This is a genomic window from Thermoflavimicrobium daqui (assembly GCF_003313465.1).
Classification (GTDB): domain Bacteria; phylum Bacillota; class Bacilli; order Thermoactinomycetales; family Thermoactinomycetaceae; genus Thermoflavimicrobium; species Thermoflavimicrobium daqui.
Genome location: NZ_KZ845663.1, coordinates 235205 through 253897, shown reverse-complemented (window position 1 = coordinate 253897; position 18693 = coordinate 235205). Strand labels below are relative to the sequence as shown.

At 38.7% G+C, this 18693-nt stretch carries 16 protein-coding genes; 15 read left to right on the top strand and 1 reads right to left on the bottom strand.

The genetic code is table 11. From position 1 onward, the window contains the following. The first annotated feature begins 9 nt into the window (after positions 1-9). From DL897_RS01225 to DL897_RS01200, 6 genes are all read left to right on the top strand, one after another. Complete coding sequence (locus tag DL897_RS01225) at positions 10-465, top strand: MarR family winged helix-turn-helix transcriptional regulator (RefSeq protein WP_113657306.1); 456 nt, start codon at positions 10-12, stop codon at positions 463-465. 88 nt (positions 466-553) lie between these two features. Continuing rightward, on the top strand, positions 554-1417 hold the full coding sequence (racE, locus tag DL897_RS01220; protein ID WP_113657712.1) for a glutamate racemase: 864 nt from the start codon (positions 554-556) through the stop codon (positions 1415-1417). Positions 1418-1482: 65 nt separating this feature from the next. After that, entirely contained in the window at positions 1483-2544 is a 1062-nt protein-coding gene (locus DL897_RS01215; RefSeq protein ID WP_113657305.1) for a GerMN domain-containing protein, read from the top strand. Positions 2545-2755: 211 nt separating this feature from the next. Further along, positions 2756-3550 carry a ribonuclease PH gene (rph, locus tag DL897_RS01210; RefSeq protein ID WP_113657304.1) on the top strand — a complete coding sequence of 265 codons (795 nt, stop codon included), beginning with the start codon at positions 2756-2758 and terminating at the stop codon, positions 3548-3550. Then, complete coding sequence (locus tag DL897_RS01205) at positions 3547-4179, top strand: XTP/dITP diphosphatase (protein ID WP_113657303.1); 633 nt, start codon at positions 3547-3549, stop codon at positions 4177-4179. The genes rph and DL897_RS01205 overlap by 4 nt, the downstream gene beginning before the upstream one ends. Continuing rightward, positions 4176-4676: a metallophosphoesterase family protein gene (locus DL897_RS01200; RefSeq protein ID WP_113657302.1), complete on the top strand. Its 501-nt coding sequence runs from the start codon at positions 4176-4178 to the stop codon at positions 4674-4676. Before DL897_RS01205 ends, DL897_RS01200 begins: the two co-directional genes overlap by 4 nt. A 911-nt stretch (positions 4677-5587) precedes the next feature. Here the strand turns inward: DL897_RS01200 and DL897_RS18790 are convergent. After that, positions 5588-6958 carry a M28 family peptidase gene (locus tag DL897_RS18790; RefSeq protein ID WP_113657301.1) on the bottom strand — a complete coding sequence of 457 codons (1371 nt, stop codon included), beginning with the start codon at positions 6956-6958 and terminating at the stop codon, positions 5588-5590. Between the two features lie 718 nt (positions 6959-7676). Here DL897_RS18790 and tig point away from each other — a divergent pair. From tig to DL897_RS01155, 9 genes are all read left to right on the top strand, one after another. Continuing rightward, on the top strand, positions 7677-8972 hold the full coding sequence (tig, locus tag DL897_RS01190) for a trigger factor (protein WP_113657300.1): 1296 nt from the start codon (positions 7677-7679) through the stop codon (positions 8970-8972). Positions 8973-9176: 204 nt separating this feature from the next. Beyond that, positions 9177-9773, top strand: a complete 597-nt coding sequence (clpP, locus tag DL897_RS01185; protein ID WP_113657299.1) for an ATP-dependent Clp endopeptidase proteolytic subunit ClpP — start codon at positions 9177-9179, stop codon at positions 9771-9773. Positions 9774-9777: 4 nt separating this feature from the next. Then, on the top strand, positions 9778-11040 hold the full coding sequence (gene clpX / locus DL897_RS01180) for an ATP-dependent protease ATP-binding subunit ClpX (RefSeq protein WP_113657298.1): 1263 nt from the start codon (positions 9778-9780) through the stop codon (positions 11038-11040). Positions 11041-11284: 244 nt separating this feature from the next. Continuing rightward, entirely contained in the window at positions 11285-12442 is a 1158-nt protein-coding gene (locus tag DL897_RS01175) for a lipid II:glycine glycyltransferase FemX (RefSeq protein WP_113657297.1), read from the top strand. Positions 12443-12445: 3 nt separating this feature from the next. Then, the gene (locus DL897_RS18075; protein WP_168188587.1) at positions 12446-12595 is read left to right on the top strand and encodes a hypothetical protein; all 150 of its coding nucleotides are present in this window, start codon (positions 12446-12448) and stop codon (positions 12593-12595) included. Further along, positions 12552-14210 carry an ATP-dependent protease LonB gene (lonB, locus tag DL897_RS01170; RefSeq protein ID WP_206186474.1) on the top strand — a complete coding sequence of 553 codons (1659 nt, stop codon included), beginning with the start codon at positions 12552-12554 and terminating at the stop codon, positions 14208-14210. The genes DL897_RS18075 and lonB overlap by 44 nt, the downstream gene beginning before the upstream one ends. A 389-nt stretch (positions 14211-14599) precedes the next feature. Further along, positions 14600-16948, top strand: a complete 2349-nt coding sequence (gene lon / locus DL897_RS01165) for an endopeptidase La (RefSeq protein ID WP_113657295.1) — start codon at positions 14600-14602, stop codon at positions 16946-16948. Then, complete coding sequence (gene yihA, locus DL897_RS01160) at positions 16923-17522, top strand: ribosome biogenesis GTP-binding protein YihA/YsxC (RefSeq protein WP_113657294.1); 600 nt, start codon at positions 16923-16925, stop codon at positions 17520-17522. The genes lon and yihA overlap by 26 nt, the downstream gene beginning before the upstream one ends. 41 nt (positions 17523-17563) lie before the next feature. Beyond that, the gene (locus DL897_RS01155) at positions 17564-18667 is read left to right on the top strand and encodes a D-alanine--D-alanine ligase (RefSeq protein ID WP_113657293.1); all 1104 of its coding nucleotides are present in this window, start codon (positions 17564-17566) and stop codon (positions 18665-18667) included. Positions 18668-18693 lie beyond the last annotated feature (26 nt).

Below are 18693 nucleotides of genomic sequence, written 5' to 3'. Positions count from 1 at the left end.
GAGAATGAAATGAGCGGAGAAAATCATCGTCCAATTTCGCCGGAAACGGTGGTGGAAATTGAAAGTTTACTGAGGGAAATGAGTACAATAGTTAAAAGGAAGGGGCGAGAAATCCTTCATCATTTTCCGATTACCCCACCTCAGTTTAATGCACTCTTATGGTTAGACAAAGAAGGCGATATGACTATTGGTGAACTTAGCCAAAAAATGTACCTCGCATGTAGTACCATGACAGATCTTGTGGATCGGATGGAGAAAAATCAATTGGTCAATCGAGTACGTGATGATAGAGATCGTCGTGTAGTTCGTATCCATCTTTTGGAACGGGGTAAAGAGATTATCGAAGAAGTATTAGAAGCACGCCGTCAGTATCTTACTGGGGTATTATCCCAAGTATCAGAAGATCAAGCGATTCAAATTCGAAAGCATTTATCTATCTTATATAATGAAATGAAAGATATTTGATCTAAACGAGTCCCTTGATAAGGGGCTTTTTCGTAGGTACAGAAGCTGCTTGAATATGAAGCTAGATACAAATCAAGCGTTTGATCGAATGCAGCATGCTTACTGCAGAAATGGAGATGAAAAAGTGTATCGATCGAGGAAAGAAAATGGCATTGGTATCTTAGATTCAGGGGTAGGAGGATTAACAGTAGCTAAAGAAGTGATGCGGCAACTTCCACGTGAAACGATATACTATTTTGCTGATACGCTGCGTTGTCCGTATGGTCCTCGTACAGCAGCTGAAGTACGGCAGTTCACATTAGAAATTTCTCGTTTTTTACAACAGTTTCCTTTGAAAGCTCTTGTTATTGCTTGCAATACAGCAACAGCTGCTGCTTTACCTCAGGTTCGTAAAGAACTCCCGATCCCAGTACTAGGCGTGATTGAACCAGGTGCAAGAGCAGCTATTAAAATTACGCGAGATGGGCAAATTGGTGTAATCGGGACACAAGGTACAATCCGAAGTAAAGCATATGAAAAAGCATTAACTGACTTACATCCTTCTCTTACCATTTATAGCTTAGCCTGTCCAACCATCGTTCCGCTAGTAGAAAGTGGAGAAAAAAATACCCCTAATGCATTAAAAGTAATAGAGAATGCATTAAAGCCATTCCAAGATAAAAAAATGGATACGCTTATCTTGGGGTGTACTCATTATCCATTGGTAGCAAACCTCATTGAGCAAGTAATGGGTAAGGAAGTCCAGATTATTAGTTCCGCTGAAGAAACAGCAATAGAACTAAGTGCTATTTTGCATCATCAAGGTCTGCTGGCACAGAAAAAAACAACCCATCGTTTTTTTACAACAGGAAGCCCAGATACTTTCGCTACCCTTGCAAAAGATTGGCTAGGTCAATCAATTAAAGTGGAACTAGTAGAGTTACCCAAGTTGCAAAAGTTTTTTGTAGGATAAGTGCTAAATCCTCTTAGGGCTCGTATACATATAATAAAATTGTTGTCCTAGGAGGGAACTTAAGCATGCGAGTCAAAAAGAAAGTTCGTTTCATGGCTGCTCTTTTACTCTTGCCATTTGCATTAACTGGTTGTCTGTTCGGCCCGGAAAAACCCTCATCGGAAGGAATTGATCCACCACCTGAACATGTTCAAAAAGATCATGCTTATCTTGTAAATACAACTCCTCAGAAGGAGTCAGTAATCAATGACCAAAGAAGAAATGGGACGGAAATGTATTTTCTGAGTGAAACAGGGTTTGTTGTTCCTTATATGATTCCTGTAAATAAAAAAGAGATGACTCCTAAAAAGGCATTATCTTATCTTGTGCAAAATGGACCAGCTGGGGAGCATTTACCACAGGGCTTCTCAGCAGTATTACCACAAGGGACAAAAATTAAGGGTTTTCATATTCAAGATAAAACGGCGATTGTCGATTTTTCTAGAGAGTTCCTCAATTACACCAAGAAATCAGAAAAACAAATTTTGGATGCGATTACTTGGACACTAACTAGCTTTGATGAGATTCAAGCTGTCAATATTTGGGTGGATGGGAAGCCACTTGAGTCTATGCCACAAGAACATTCTCCTGCTCAACATCTAACACGTGAAAATGGAATCAATGTGGAAGTGGCTGAAGGAGTCAATCTCAATCAAAGCATGCCTGTCACTCTTTACTTTTTGGGACAAAACAAAGAAAATAGGGTATATTTTGTACCGGTAACCAGAATGGTGAATCGGCAGGAAAATACCGCTGAAGCTACTTTAAAAGAACTAATCAAAGGACCTAAACAAAATGCTGAACTATTTAGTGCTATTGATGCTAATACAGAAGTGAATCAGGTACAAGTCAAGGGGGATTTAATTACGGCTGATTTTGGTGAACAGATTTTAGAGTCAAATCAATCCAAAACAGCTTCCAAGGATGCATTACAATCGATTGTTCTTTCATTAACTGAGAATAGCACAGCGAAAAAAGTAAAAATTACAGTTAATGGAAAAGGAACAGTAGGGGTTTTTGGACAACAAGACAGGAAGCAGGATGAACCGATTAGTCGACCACAAATGATCAATCCAAGTGAGCTATAATCATGAATGATCTTAGAGCATGTTGAAAACTCTAAAATGGAATAGGTTTTCTCGAAAATTACACTCTTTTTTGTGAAAACCTATTCCAGATAAAATTGATTTTAACATCATCCTAAAAGATGATCATTGATCATCCTTTTTTCTTTTTTATTCAACTTTAAATGAGTAGGGTATGCTATACTTAAGTGAATGAATACAGGGGGGAAATTCATTGCGAGTTGATGGACGAACATATAATGAGCTACGTAAAGTAGAGATCATTCGTGGATACATAAAACCAGCTGAAGGTTCTGTGCTCATTTCAATTGGAGACACCAAAGTCATTTGTACGGCTTCAGTCGAGGATCGCGTTCCTCCTTTCTTACGAAATAGTGGCAAAGGGTGGATTACCGCTGAGTATTCAATGTTACCACGAGCCACCCAGACACGAACAGTACGTGAAGCAAGTAAAGGTAAATTAAGCGGACGAACGATGGAGATCCAACGTTTAATCGGACGAGCAATGCGTTCCGTTGTGAATTTAGAAGCACTAGGTGAAAGAACTTGTTGGTTGGATTGTGATGTGATTCAAGCAGATGGTGGTACGCGGACAACAGCAATCACTGGAGCTTTTATTGCAATGGTAGATGCACTTGCTCCACTGGTCAAAAATGGAACTTTACCTTATTTACCTGTAACCGACTTTCTTGCAGCTACAAGTGTGGGAATCATCGGCGAAAATCCATGTCTCGATTTATGTTATGAAGAAGATTCTTCTGCAATCGTAGATATGAATGTGGTCATGACGGGTATAGGAAAGTATGTAGAAATTCAAGGAACCGGAGAAGAATCCCCATTTTCCTCTGAGCAATTAGTGGAATTACTACAATTAGCAAAGCATGGGGTAGATCATCTAATCAACCTACAAAAAAGCACTCTTGGAGAAACCGCTGAGTTAGTAGGTCAAAAACCAGCAGCTAAAGCAGAAGACACTAAGGGAGAATCTTCGGGAGGAACAGTAGAATGAAAGCTTGGCCGTTTTCATATATTTTAATTGCAACTAGAAATAACGGAAAACTAAAGCAGTTTCGTGACCTATTTGCTCCATTACATCTGGTTGTAAAGGGACTGAATGATGTATCAGATCTACCGGAAATTGAGGAAGATCAAGATACTTTTGAGGGGAATGCTCAAAAAAAAGCAGAAGCAATTAGTCGAATAGTAGGAGGTCCTGTGATCTCTGACGATTCCGGCTTAGTTGTTCCTGCTTTAAATGGAGAGCCGGGAGTTTATTCTGCACGTTATGCAGGGTTACATGCAACAGATGATGAAAATAATCGTAAACTGATCCAGCGAATTCAAGGGGTTCCTGAAGATAAGCGACAAGGTTATTATGTATGTGTGATGGCTTTGGCAGTTCCAGGAGAAGAAACTAAGTTGGTTCGTGGTGAATGTCAAGGTAATATTGTGACAGAACCTAGAGGTGATGAAGGCTTCGGATATGATCCTATTTTCTATCTCCCATCTGAGCAAAAAACGATGGCACAACTGCCAAATGAGCGCAAATACCAGATTAGTCATCGAGCTGAGGCCACAAAAAAACTGCTAGCTCTATTAAAAAAAGAGTATGTGTTTGAGCAGAAGGTGATGAAATGAAGGTACTTTTGGTAAGTGATTCTCATGGAAAAGGGAATTTACTTAACCAGATTATCGAACGGGTGATTCCTGATCATGTAATTCATTGTGGTGATTTTTGCACAGATCGTGATGAACTTCCTCCCGTGTCGTTAACAATTGTAAAGGGAAATTGTGATTGGGAGGATGTCCCTGAAGAAGATATCTGGGAAGGAGCTGGACTACGCTTCTATGTCACTCATGGACATAACTTGCGTGTCAAAACATCCCCACTCCCCATCAAATATCGTGGTGAAGAAATGGGTGCCCAGATCGTATGTTTTGGACATTCACATTTTCCTTTCTGTGAAAAAATTGATGATGTTTTACTGATTAACCCTGGTAGTATATCTTATCCACGTGGTTTTGCTTATCCAACCTTTGCTTGTTTAGAAATTGTAAATAAACAAGTAAAAGTGACTTATCATCAAATTGATGGAAAAGAAATCCACGAGCGTGGAGGCATTTTTTCTTTTTAAGAGAAAATGCCTCCCACGCAAAATTAATTGCGTAAACATGAAAATTTTTATTGACAAAGGGAGTATTACGGGTATAAAATATACTTGTTCGTAAGAAATGAATAATATATGTCCCAGTAGCTCAGCTGGATAGAGCAGCGGCCTTCAATTAGGAGCCTCTATAGGGAAACAGAAACCTATAGAGTGGATGGCACTATATCGGTGAAGCCTTAACAGATTTTATGCTGATGGTAATACCGAGGAAACTTACGATCTCTTTTGATCAAGGAGATTTAGGAGTTTTGAAGGCTCAAGTTGATTTATATAAATCGATTAGCTTGAGGGTAGAAATTCCGAAGAATAATCAAGTACAAAATGTCAAATACGTGCATGATTATCGTGAGGTTCCGTAGAGACTACACGTGCCACACCTGAAATGGTGAAGATATAGTCCAGACCACAAACAACAAATGTATTGTTGGTGGCGAAAGTCATAGTGGTATGCTAAGCCGTCGGTCGGGAGTTCGAATCTCTCCTGGGACGCCAAACAAATACCTGTAGAAATATTAATGAGTTCAGGACTTTTCTCTACAGTTTCTGAATGTGAAAAACCGATATGTACGTATGAAAAAGGCACTCCTATACGTTGGATAAAAGGAAGTGCTTTTTTTTATGGAAAAGCGTTTTGTCATGCGATACTAGTACTAGCGAAGAGATGATTATAGGATATGAATGTATAGGTACTAAAGTTGAATGGCTTAAAAAAGTTCTCGAGTTTATTTTTAATAAGGAACAATATGATTCTGAACTCAATAAGATTTATACTTGATAAAATATTTGAGATGTTGGACTGGCTTTTTAATAAAGATTACAGTAAACAATAAAAAGCTCAACCCTCAACTAATGAAGATTGAGCTTTTTATTGTACAATTTTATTTCACAGAAAAGTGTCGGTCATTGAGCTTCTTATATTCCTTCACTTTTTTGTCCTTTGCTTTCGGCTTAGGAAGTTTTTTGCTATGAGTAATCTCAAGTGCTACATCCGATACGATCACGCCAGCATTTTGTAGATCTTCTTTTTGGATCTTATCAATGGTGTCTTGGTCTGTGTGATAATTGGGGTCATCCATATAATGGAAGAATACGACAGGAATTCCAGCTTCTTCAAATGGAGCGTGGTCGCTTCGAGTAGAGAAGGAGCGCTCATAAGGCAGTTGGAGCCTTTTTGCTTTCTCTTCAGCTAAATCAGCAATAAAGGACTGGGAATTCTCCGAACCTGTTAAGATACCCAAGCGGTCGCCAACGCCAACCATATCCATATTAATCATCGCTTTGATATTTGCTTTTTCCTCTGGTTTCAACTCGTTAACATAATATTTAGAGCCAAGAAGTCCATTTTCTTCTGCCCCAAAAGCGATAAATGTGATATTTGTATCTTTGGCTGCTTTATACTTGGATAAAACACGAGCGACCTCAAGTAGAGTTGCTGTACCTGAAGCGTTATCATTAGCAGCAGGTGTATCTACCCCATCATAATGTGCTCCGATGACAAGGGTTGTTGCTTTATTTGGCTTTTTCTTTGCCTTCAGTGTTCCGATAATATTTTGCGAAGTAGTAGTCTTCATCTCAGTTTTGGCATGGATAGTGGCATTTACTTTTTGTCCTTGTGACAACAATTGGGCCAGATGTTCGCCATCGGCTTGTGTAATACCAAGCGCAGGGACATCTGAAGGTTGACCGAGTGTACCATTAACTGGACCCGTGGTGTTGTTGTAAATAATCACTCCTGCTGCGCCAGCTTTAGCTGCATTTTGCGTTTTCTCATAGAAGTTTAACTCTCCGCGTTGGATAAGAGCAATTTTACCTTTGACATCCAGACCAGCAAAATCACTTTCTTTACCCAGCTTCGCCCAAACTAATTCAGCAGTAATTCCTTGTTCGGGTGTACGTGGTGAATATGTTAATGGAGAAGTGGTAACTTGCTTCTGTTCAGGTTGGTTGATCGTGAGTGTTCCTCCATGATTGATAAATTGTAGGAATGGGAATTTTTGCTCTTTAACTTCTAAACCATAGGATTTAAAACGTTTAATGATTTGATCTGCTGTTTTTCTTTCTCCTTCAGTTCCAGCTACACGTGCATTATCACGATTAGACATCCAGACAATATCTTTATAAATCTTGTTAGCTTCTATCCATTTTAGTGGTGGCTTAGGATTCTTATTGGGGAGAGAAACAAAGGCTGTTGAAAAAGTTAGTGATCCTAAAATAACCGCTATACCGAATAATCGAAGTTTTTTAAACATAATATAGTTCTGGGGCTAAAAACAGGGAAAATTTAAAGAAAGAGATCATTCATTTCATGTTTTTAGCGCCAGAGTCTCCTTTCGTTAAATGTTATACTTGTATAAGTTTTCTTTAATCCATGAAAAATATAGGTTATAAAACAAGAATTTACCCTATCATCTTAGTCATCCGTAATCTAGTCACCTCCAATCATAAAATCAAGAATTGGTCATATACTAAATAAAATAAAGGGAAAAGTATAGTAATTTATTTTTATTATAACATTTTTAAGATAATTGAACATGATTTTTTATATATTTATATAAATATCCTTTGCTACGAGAGAAGGAGGTTTATCTTTACATTCAGGGTTATCATATATTACAATGATTTAAGTTTAAAGGAGAGTTTGTTGCACCTATCCATTCAAAACCTCTGAAGAGGATCGTGGTTTTTGAGATAAGGCAACAATATATGAAAGATATACATAACGATTTTGACATTTAGGGCTTCCATATTATTTTGTGGTAGATTCTATGAAAACAGGACTCATTTTTTTAGGTAACTGTATACTTGCCCTAAGTGAGAATTTACCAATGGGAATAAAGCCATGAACCCCAGCTGTTTTATTGCAATAGGACAACCCTGTGATATAATAGAATGGTTGTGAGTATTGGGTATTTTATGGCTAAGTATTCATTTTATCTGAAATAGATTTTTTCAGGAGGTAGCAATTCAATGAAAGCAAGTTGGGAAAAAACAGAAAAAAATCTTGGGGTTCTTACTGTAGAAACAGATGTAGAAACAGTAAAAAAAGCTTTAGATCAAGCTTTTAAGAAAGTAGTTAAAAAAGTAAGTGTACCTGGATTCCGTAAAGGAAAGGTTCCACGCTTTGTTTTTGAACAACGCTTCGGTGTAGAAGCTTTATATCAAGATGCTTTAGATATTTTATTGCCAGAAGCTTATGAAGCAGCTATCAAGGAAACAGGAATTGAACCAGTAGATCAACCTGAGATCGATATCGAGCAATTAGAAAAAGGTAAAAGTCTGATTTTTAAAGCAAAAGTTACTGTGAAACCAGAAGTGAAATTAGGGGAGTATAAAGGATTAGAAGTAGAAGTTCCTGAAGAAAACTATCAAGTAACTGAAGAGAATGTTAACGAAGAACTTTCCAAAATGCAAAAGCAACAAGGTCAGCTTGAAGTGGTTGAAGATGGAGTTGTTGAATCAGGTGACCGTGTGATCATTGACTTTGAAGGCTTTATGGATGGAGAAACATTTGAAGGGGGTACAGCTGAAAAGTATACCCTCGAAGTAGGTTCAGGTACCTTTATCCCTGGCTTCGAAGATCAGTTGATCGGGATGAAAAATGGGGATGAAAAAGAGGTTCAAGTTACCTTCCCAGAAGAATATCATGTAGAAAACCTAGCTGGGAAACCTGCTATATTTAAAGTGAAGTTACATGAGATTAAACGTCTCAATTTACCAGAGCTAGATGATGAATTTGCGCAAGATGTGAGTGAATTTGATACTTTAGAAGAGCTCAAAGCGGATACGGAGAAAAAGCTGAAAGATCGTGCTGTTAATGAGAAAGAAAACTTTATCCGTAATCAGTTGGTAGAAAAAGCAGCAGAGAATGCCGAAATCGAGATTCCAGAAGCGATGATCAATCATGAAATTAATCATATGCTCCAACAGTTTGAGCAACAGTTGAAATATCAAGGTCTCGACCTTAAAATGTATCTGCAATTTACAGGGCAAGAAGAAGAGGCTATTCGCGAACAGTTTAAAGCAGATGCTGAGAAAAAAGTTCGTGCTGACCTCGTATTAGAAGCAATTTCTAAGGTTGAGAACATTGAAGTAACTGATGAAGATATTGAAAAAGAAGTAAATCAGTTAGCTGAACAAATGGAACGGGATCTTGAAGAAATTCGTCGTCTTCTCGGAGAAGGTGGCGTAGAGCGTATTAAAGATCAACTCCTTACCAAAAAAACAATCGATTTTCTTGTATCCAACAGCAAAAATGCAGCATAATATAAATAGATAATGCCTATGTACTTAGTCTAAGAAAACCTTCGACTACTTGTATTGAGCAGTGAAAATACGGCATAATGGATATATAGAGAGAAAAAACAAGGCACGTATCATACGTGCCTTGTTTTTCAAAACACTTCACTGAATGCTTCTTCTGTTTTTCGCAAGTAGTCCTGTAAACATTCCCCGAAAGAGGTGTGGTTTATGCCTTTAATCCCAATGGTTGTTGAACAGTCCAACCGAGGGGAGCGCGCTTACGACATATACTCTCGTTTATTAAAAGACCGGATCATCTTTATTGGTAGTCCGATCGATGATCATGTCGCCAATCTGGTTGTTGCTCAGCTTTTGTTTTTGCAAGCAGAGGATCCAGAGAAGGATATACATATGTACATAAATTCCCCAGGAGGCTCTGTAACTTCGGGGATGGCTATTTATGATACCATGCAATTAATTAAACCCGATGTATCAACCATTTGTGTTGGTTTAGCTGCAAGTATGGGAGCCTTTTTACTCGCAGCTGGTACAAAAGGCAAACGCCAAGCACTTCCAAATAGTGAAGTGATGATTCATCAGCCACTTGGTGGTGCTAGAGGGCAAGCTTCTGATATTAAAATCCACGCAGATTGGATTTTGCGTACTAAAGACCAGATCAATCGCATCTTAGCAGAGCGTACGGGTCAGCCGCTCGAAAAGATTGCCCGCGATACTGATCGTGATTACTTCATGAGTGCTGAAGAAGCCAAAAAGTATGGCTTAATTGACGAGGTGATCACTACCCGTAAAGAAAGAAAGGGGTGATTCCATGTTTAAGTTCAATGAGGAAAAAAATCAATTGAAATGTTCATTTTGTGGGAAATCACAAGACCAGGTACGAAAGCTAGTTGCTGGGCCTGGTGTCTATATTTGTGATGAATGCATTGAACTATGTAATGAGATTGTGGAAGAAGAATTGGGAAATGAAGAGGAAATTGATTTGCAAAATCTACCTAAACCACAGGAGATTTGCACAATCCTCGATCAATATGTAATCGGTCAAGATCATGCCAAAAAGGCGCTGTCTGTGGCGGTATATAATCACTACAAACGAATAAATACTTCAACCAAAATGGATGATGTTGAGTTATCCAAAAGTAATATTTTATTGGTTGGACCAACTGGAAGCGGAAAAACCCTATTAGCACAAACTTTAGCAAAGATATTGAATGTACCATTTGCGATTGCTGATGCAACGTCACTCACGGAAGCAGGGTATGTGGGAGAAGATGTAGAGAATATTCTCCTTAAGTTGATTCAAGCTGCCGATTATGATGTTGAAAAAGCAGAACGAGGAATCATTTATATTGATGAGATTGACAAAGTGGCACGAAAATCAGAGAACCCTTCTATTACACGTGATGTATCTGGAGAAGGAGTTCAGCAAGCTCTTTTGAAGATTTTAGAAGGAACTGTCGCAAGCGTACCGCCTCAAGGTGGACGAAAGCATCCTCATCAAGAGTTTATCCAGATTGATACCAGTAATGTTCTGTTTATCTGCGGGGGAGCTTTTGATGGTTTAGAGCAAATCATTAAGCGTCGCCAAGGTAAAAAAATAATCGGTTTTGGAGCTGAAAATCAAAAAGTTGATTTGAAGCCAGGAGAATATTTAAAGTTTGTAATGCCGGAAGATTTATTGAAATTTGGTCTGATTCCTGAGTTTGTTGGACGTCTACCAGTCATTTCTACACTTGAACCATTAGATGAAGGAGCACTTGTTCAAATTCTAACTGAGCCTAAAAATGCTCTTGTTAAGCAATATAGTAAGTTACTCGAGATGGATAATGTTGAGCTGACATTTGAGAAAGAAGCCCTTGAAGAGATCGCTCGAGAAGCGATTAAACGGAAAACAGGGGCGCGTGGTCTTAGAGCGATTATTGAATCCATTATGCTTGATGTTATGTTTGAGTTGCCGTCACGTGATGATGTCATTAAGTGTACGGTAACCAAAGAGACGGTAATGGATAAGATGGCTCCCAAGTTAACCACTCGTGAAGGTCGCGTGATTAATTTAAAAGAAGAGAGTGCATAAGTTTTAAAATTTTGTACGATAAATTGTTCCATTTTAGACGCATCTACTTCTTGAAAGTAGATGCTTTTTTATGCTCATATCTTTGTCTAATTTATGTTAAAATAAAATAGTTTAGTAAGAGTTCGGTTGGATCCATCGAATAAGCAAATCCATCAATACAAGGAGGAGCAGCCGACGGGGTTGATCAGGATAACTTACATAATACATGAGGGTTTGAGATGAATGTAGAAAGTGGGTGGCGTAGGTGTTAAAGGTAGCGTTGGTAAACAGGAAACGTTATCTTAACTTTATTGAGGACCAACCGCATAGGAATTTTTTACAATATCCTTCTTGGGCTGATTTAAAAACCGAATGGCAATGGTCTAGCGAGCTCTTAGGCTGGTTTACAACAGAGAATGAAATGGTAGGCTGTGCACTCGTTTTATATAAAAAAGTTCCAAGTCTGAATAAGTTTCTTGCATACATACCACGTGGTCCCATGATTAATTGGTTTTCAGAAATTCCTTTAGAACAATGGTTTGCTCCTTTATTTGAACACTTTAAACAGTGGAATGTATTCACTGTTAAAATGGATCCACCTTTAGTAAAACGAAAGTGGAATTCCGAAACCATTATGGAAAGTGTGAAAGATTTCCAATCTCATGGACTTAAAGATAAAAAACTGACAGATATTCGACCAAACCAAATTAATAATGATGTTGAAATCATTCAACAAAAATTAGAGAAGTTAGGTTGGAAACAGAATATAGGACAAGATAGCTTTGATATAACTGTTCAACCTCAGTTTGTTTATCGTTTAAACTTAGCGCAGAAAACACTAGATCATATCTTTGCTGAATTTCATCCACACTGGCAGAAAAAAATTAATCAAGCAGAGTGGGAAGGTGTCGAGGTAACACTCGGGACGGAGAAAGATATTCCAGAGTTTTATCAATTGTTAGCAGAAACAGCTAAACAAGAGGGGAGCCTTACTCGAGATATATCTTATTTTAATGCAATGCACTATAATTTAAGCGCTGAAGACCCTAACCGTATTCGGTTATACTTAGCTAAACAGGGTGAAAAACTTCTGAGTGCAGCACTTGCTATTCATGTTAAAGGCCAAACTTGGGATTTATATGGTGCAAAATATACAAAGTCAGATCCAGCAGCTAGCTATTTGTTACGATGGAAAATGATTCAAGACGCTTACGTATTAGGTGCACATACTTTTGACTTTCGCGGGATTAGTACAAGCCTTGATGAAAAAGATCCACTTTATGACTTGTTAAGATTTAAGGTAGGATTTAATGGGGAAGCTTGTGAACTGATGGGGGAATGGGATTATCCATTAGTACCTATGCTTCATTGGGCTTTTGATATGTACATGAAGCGAAAAATAGCATCGACTCGCAGAGGGTAAGTCTTGGTAAAGATCTTATCGGATGAGTATCCCTTTCTTGATGCGGTCATACTACAGGTAAAGCAAGCCTTTGGAATTGATTGTGAGACAAGGAAGGGAAGTCATCATGTTGAATTGGACTGTTGTACTTATGCTGATGCAGATCGGCTTTAGTGTCATTATCGGTCTTTATTTCTGGAATCTGCTAAGAAATCAGCAAAGCAACCGAATCGCAGTGGACAAAGAGTCGAGGAAAGAGTTGGACAAACTTAAGGATATGCGGCAGATTTCCCTGACTGAACCATTATCTGAAAAGACTAGACCTACGAAGCTTCAAGAGATTATCGGTCAGCAGGAAGGGATTCGTGCATTACGTGCAGCATTGTGTGGACCGAATCCCCAGCATGTGATTATTTATGGTCCACCTGGGGTAGGAAAAACGGCAGCAGCGAGAGTGATCTTAGAAGAAGCTAAAAAAAGTAAATGCTCCCCTTTTCATGAAAGAGCTAAGTTTATTGAAGTGGACGCTACAACAGCACGCTTTGATGAAAGAGGAATTGCCGATCCACTAATTGGATCTGTCCATGATCCAATTTATCAAGGAGCGGGTGCACTTGGGGCATCTGGTGTTCCACAGCCTAAACCAGGTGCAGTTACAAAGGCTCATGGAGGAATTTTGTTTATTGACGAAATTGGGGAGTTGCATTCCATTCAAATGAATAAACTATTAAAGGTGCTGGAAGATCGAAAAGTTTTTTTAGAAAGTGCTTATTATAGTTCAGAAGATCGAAACATTCCCACCCATATTCATGATATTTTCCAAAATGGACTCCCTGCTGATTTTCGATTAATTGGAGCAACAACACGTACTCCAGAAGAGATTCCACCAGCGATTCGTTCACGTTGTATGGAGATTTTTTTTCGCCCATTGTTTCCTCATGAAATAGAAAAAATCGCGATTCAAGCTTGCGAGCGCGCCAATTTTGGGTATGATAAAGAAGCCATATCGGTTGTCAAACGTTATGCAAACAATGGACGGGATGCAGTCAATTTAGTACAAACAGCGATCAGTTTGGCTATGACAGAAGGACGTCAAGAAATTGAACGAGCAGATGTCGAATGGGTTGTGCATAGTAGCCAACTTTCTCCGCGCATAGATCTGAAGATGCCTATTTCTGCTCAGGTAGGTTTGGCATCAGGACTCGCTGTTTTTGGTCCGAACTTAGGTATGGTTCTTGAAGTTGAAGTAACCGCCACCAAAGTTAGAGATGGTACTGGTTCGGTTCAAATTACAGGAGTGGTTGAACAAGAAGAAATGGGAGGGCATTCCCGCACTCTGCGACGAAAAAGTATGGCATATAGTTCAGTAGAAAATGTCATTACCTATTTGCGTAAAACGGATATCCGACCTGATGATTATCATTTGCATATTAACTTTCCTGGAGGAATCCCTATCGATGGGCCATCTGCAGGGATTACCATTGCAACGGCTATATATTCAGCGATTCGTGGCGTTCCAGTAGATCATCAGTTAGCCATGACGGGTGAGTTAAGTATTCATGGTCATGTTAAACCAGTGGGTGGAATTGTATCTAAAGTTGAAGCTGCTAGACAGGCTGGGGCAACCCGTGTCATGATTCCAAAAGATAATATGCAAGCCTTGTTTAAACAGATGAAAGATATTGAAGTGATTCCAGTGACGAGTATGGATGAAGTATTAGAACAAGCAATACTTAAGCCACAACCACAAGAAGAAATGATATTACCCATCACTCCTGTATTAACCTAAAAGGTAGATGAAAGAGCAAACGATTTTGTGCTATAGTATTCAGTAAGATTTTGCAGTTTTATACTTGTGCGAGTATGTTATATGATCGATGAAAAATCAGGATCATGGATAGATTTTGAGCAAATCGCATTTGGATAGATCACTAACTCAAAGTCGATAAGCGACTGATTTAAAGAGTGCCGGCAGGTATATGATTGTATACTGCTTTATCTCATGAGAATAGAGTAATAAAAGGTGGGGTGGCCAAAGTTGTTAAATAGTCGGTACCCTTATTAAAACTTAAAGGGTGCCCGGCTTTTGTTCTGTCATAGACAAAAGAAAACGAATAGGATAAAATCGTACAAAGTTGGTACAGGTTCCTTCGAAACAACAGCATTGGAGGTGCAGGTATGGCTGTAAAAGAAGAGGAACATACACTTCCTTTGTTACCATTACGTGGTGAAATTGTGTTCCCAAGTATGGTACTTCATTTAGATGTGGGTCGTGATAAGTCGATCCAAGCTTTAGAAAATTCAATGGTAGATGATCACAAAATTTTTCTTGCTTCGCAAAAAGATGCACAAATTGAAGAACCAACAAGTGAAGATATTTACTTAGTAGGAACCATTGCCAAAGTACGGCAAATGCTTAAACTTCCAAACGGAACGATTCGTGTTCTAGTTGAAGGACTAAAGAGGGCGCGAATCCTCTCATTTATAGATGCGGAAGAATATTATCAAGTTCATGTAAGTGAATTACCGGATGTAGAACATAAAAATTTAGATACAGAAGCTTTAGTACGCTCTGTACTTGACCATTTTGAACAATATTTGCGTTTGTCTAAAAAAATATCAGCAGAAACTTATTCTGTAGTAGCTGATATTGAAGAACCAGGTAGATTGGCTGATGTGATTACTTCACATCTCCCATTAAAAGTTGTTGAAAAGCAAAGTATTCTAGAAATAGCAGATATTCAACTGCGTTTAGAAAAATTATTAGGCATTATCAATAATGAAAAAGAAGTTTTAGAATTAGAAAGAAAAATTACTTCACGTGTGAAAAAGCAAATGGAAAAAACGCAGAAAGAATACTATTTGCGTGAACAAATGAAAGCTATTCAACGTGAATTGGGCGAAAAAGAAGGTAGGCAAGGAGAAGTCGAAGAGCTTCGTGGTCAATTAGAAAAACTACAAGCTCCATCCGAAGTAAAAGAAAAAGTTGAAAAAGAGATTGATCGATTAGAGAAAATTCCTACTACTTCTGCAGAAGGTGGAGTTATTCGTACTTATATTGAATGGCTTTTAGATTTACCATGGCAGAAAGAAACCGAGGATGATCTAAGTATAGAAAAAGCTGAGAAAGTATTAAACGAAGATCACTTTGGAATGGAAAAAGCCAAAGAGCGAATCCTTGAATACTTAGCTGTTCAAAAGATGGTACAAAAATTAAAAGGACCTATTTTATGTTTAGTTGGTCCTCCCGGTGTAGGAAAAACCTCACTGGCTCGCTCCGTTGCTCGCGCTTTAAATCGAGAATTTGTTCGTATTTCTTTAGGTGGAGTTCGCGATGAGGCAGAAATTCGTGGTCACCGTCGAACCTACGTTGGTGCGATGCCAGGACGTATTATTCAAGGAATGAAAAATGCGGGCACATCCAATCCTGTTTTTCTATTAGATGAAATTGATAAAATGTCGATGGATTTCCGTGGTGATCCTGCTTCTGCATTACTTGAAGTATTGGATCCAAATCAAAATTCAACCTTTAGTGACCACTATATTGAAATCCCTTTTGATCTTTCTAAAGTGATGTTTATTACAACAGCTAATGCGATTCATAATATTCCAAGGCCACTCTTAGATCGGATGGAAGTATTATATATCTCTGGATATACAGAGTTAGAAAAGGAACGTATTGCCAAGGACTTTTTATTACCAAAACAGCTTAAAGAGCATGGATTAACTACCAATAATATGCAAGTTCATTCGGAAACCGTGCTTAAATTGATTCGAAATTATACGAGAGAAGCAGGAGTAAGAAACTTAGAGCGAACAATTGGATCACTGTGTCGCAAAGCAGCGAAACAAATCGTATCAGGAAAGAAAAAACGTGTAGTTATTACTACTCGAAATTTGCCTAAGTATTTAGGGGCAGAGAAGTTCCACTATGGACGGGCTGAAAAGACGGATCAAGTAGGTGTAGCTACAGGATTAGCGTGGACAGAAGCTGGTGGAGATACGCTTTCTATCGAGATTGCTATTTTACCAGGAAAAGGAAAACTCACTTTAACCGGTAAATTGGGCGATGTGATGAAAGAATCAGCTCAAGCGGCTTTTAGTTATATTCGCTCACGAGCCAAGGAGCTTCATATTGATCCTGATTTTTATGAGAAGAATGATATTCATATTCATGTGCCAGAAGGAGCTATTCCAAAGGATGGCCCATCTGCGGGAATCACTATGGCTACAGCCCTTGTTTCCGCTTTAACAGGGATTCCTGTCTCTCATAAGGTAGCGATGACTGGAGAGATTACTCTTCGGGGTCGAGTTCTTGCGATTGGTGGTCTTAAAGAAAAATCGCTAAGTGCACATCGAGCGGGGATTACACATGTTTTATTCCCGAAAGATAATGAAAAAGACTTAGAGGAGATCCCTAAAAGCGTTCGCAAAGACTTAACTTTTACGGCTGTTAGCCATTTAGATGATGTATTACAACTAGCTTTAGTGAGGAATCCATATGAAAGTAACACAAGTCGAGTTTGAGGTTAGTGCGGTAAAACCGGCTCAATACCCAGACGAGGTCCTGCCAGAGATCGCTCTGGCTGGACGCTCTAATGTGGGTAAATCTTCTTTGATCAATTGTTTGATTGAACGGAAAAACCTAGCACGTACCAGCTCCAAACCAGGAAAGACCCAAACCATTAACTTTTACCGAATTAATAATCAGATGTTTTTTGCAGATGTTCCAGGATATGGTTTTGCACGAGTATCAAAAAGTATCCGAGCAGCATGGGGAAAAATGATGGAAGCGTATTTTACCGAGCGGAAATCATTAAAAGCAGTTATTCAAGTAGTAGATTTACGTCATCCTCCCACTGCGGATGATCAATCGATGTACCAGTTTTTGAAATATCACCAACTTCCTGTCGTGGTTGTTGCTACGAAAGCTGATAAGATTCCTAAAGGTAAATGGCAAAAGTATTTAAAAGTAACAAAAGAAACATTACAAATTCAACCAAAAGATCATCTTATATTGTTTTCAGCGCAAACAAGGCAGGGAAAAGAAGAATTGTGGCATCTTATTGAAGAAAAGCTGGAACTCAAATCGCCCCAGTAAAATAGGCTAATATGAATGAAGAAAGAAAGGATTGGGAGAGGATGAATAAGAAGATTCGTGTAGCTGTGCTGTTTGGTGGTAAGTCAGGTGAACATGATGTTTCACTTTCTTCCGCAGCATCCGTAATCAAAGCAATGGACAAAGCAAAATATGAGGTACTGCCTATCGGAATCACTAAAGATGGAGAATGGAGGCTTGGCTCCGCATCTATTCCATTACTTACATCGAATATGGGTGATCAAGAGTTAAAAGAACTTCAAAGTCAACTACCAACAGTGAGTATTCAAACGCATGAAAAACAGACACTACCATCCTTCCGTCCAGATGAAATCGATGTTGTATTCCCTGTATTACATGGTACATATGGGGAAGATGGTACCATGCAAGGGTTACTCGAAATTGCAAATATTCCGTATGTTGGGGCCGGAGTTCTTGCATCTGCAGTAGGCATGGATAAAGTTATCTCCAAAAAGGTTTTTGCACAAGCAGGTCTACCCCAATGTAAATATGTTTCTTATTTACGTAATCAGTTTGAAAAAGATCAGGATCACGTCATTTCGCAAATTGAAATGGCGCTCGGATATCCCTGCTTTGTAAAGCCAGCTAACCTTGGTTCAAGTGTAGGTATTTCAAAAGCGAATAATTCAGAAGAACTGGTACAAGCGTTAAATGATGCGTTCTTATTTGATCGGAAAGCCATTATTGAAGAGTTTGTACCTGCTCGTGAAATTGAAGTGGCTGTTTTAGGCAATGATTTCCCAGAAGCGTCAGTGCCTGGAGAAATTGTTTCTTCTAATGATTTTTATGATTATAAAGCGAAGTATATTGATGGAAAGTCGGTCATGGAAATCCCAGCACAACTTCCTGAAGATGTAGCTTTACAAGTTCGTGCTATGGCAATCAAAGCTTATCAAGCGATTGATTGTACAGGACTTGCACGTGTTGATTTCTTTGTTCGTCGTGATAATGGTGAAGTATTATTAAATGAAGTAAATACACTCCCAGGCTTTACTCCATATAGTATGTATGCCAAACTATGGGAGTATTCGGGGATTAGCTACTCAGAATTGGTAACCAAGCTAATTAACTTAGCTATAGAGCGTTATGAAGAGAAAAGCCGATTGATAACAAAGTTTGAAGTATAGAAGAAAAGAAGCCCTTAATCATAAGG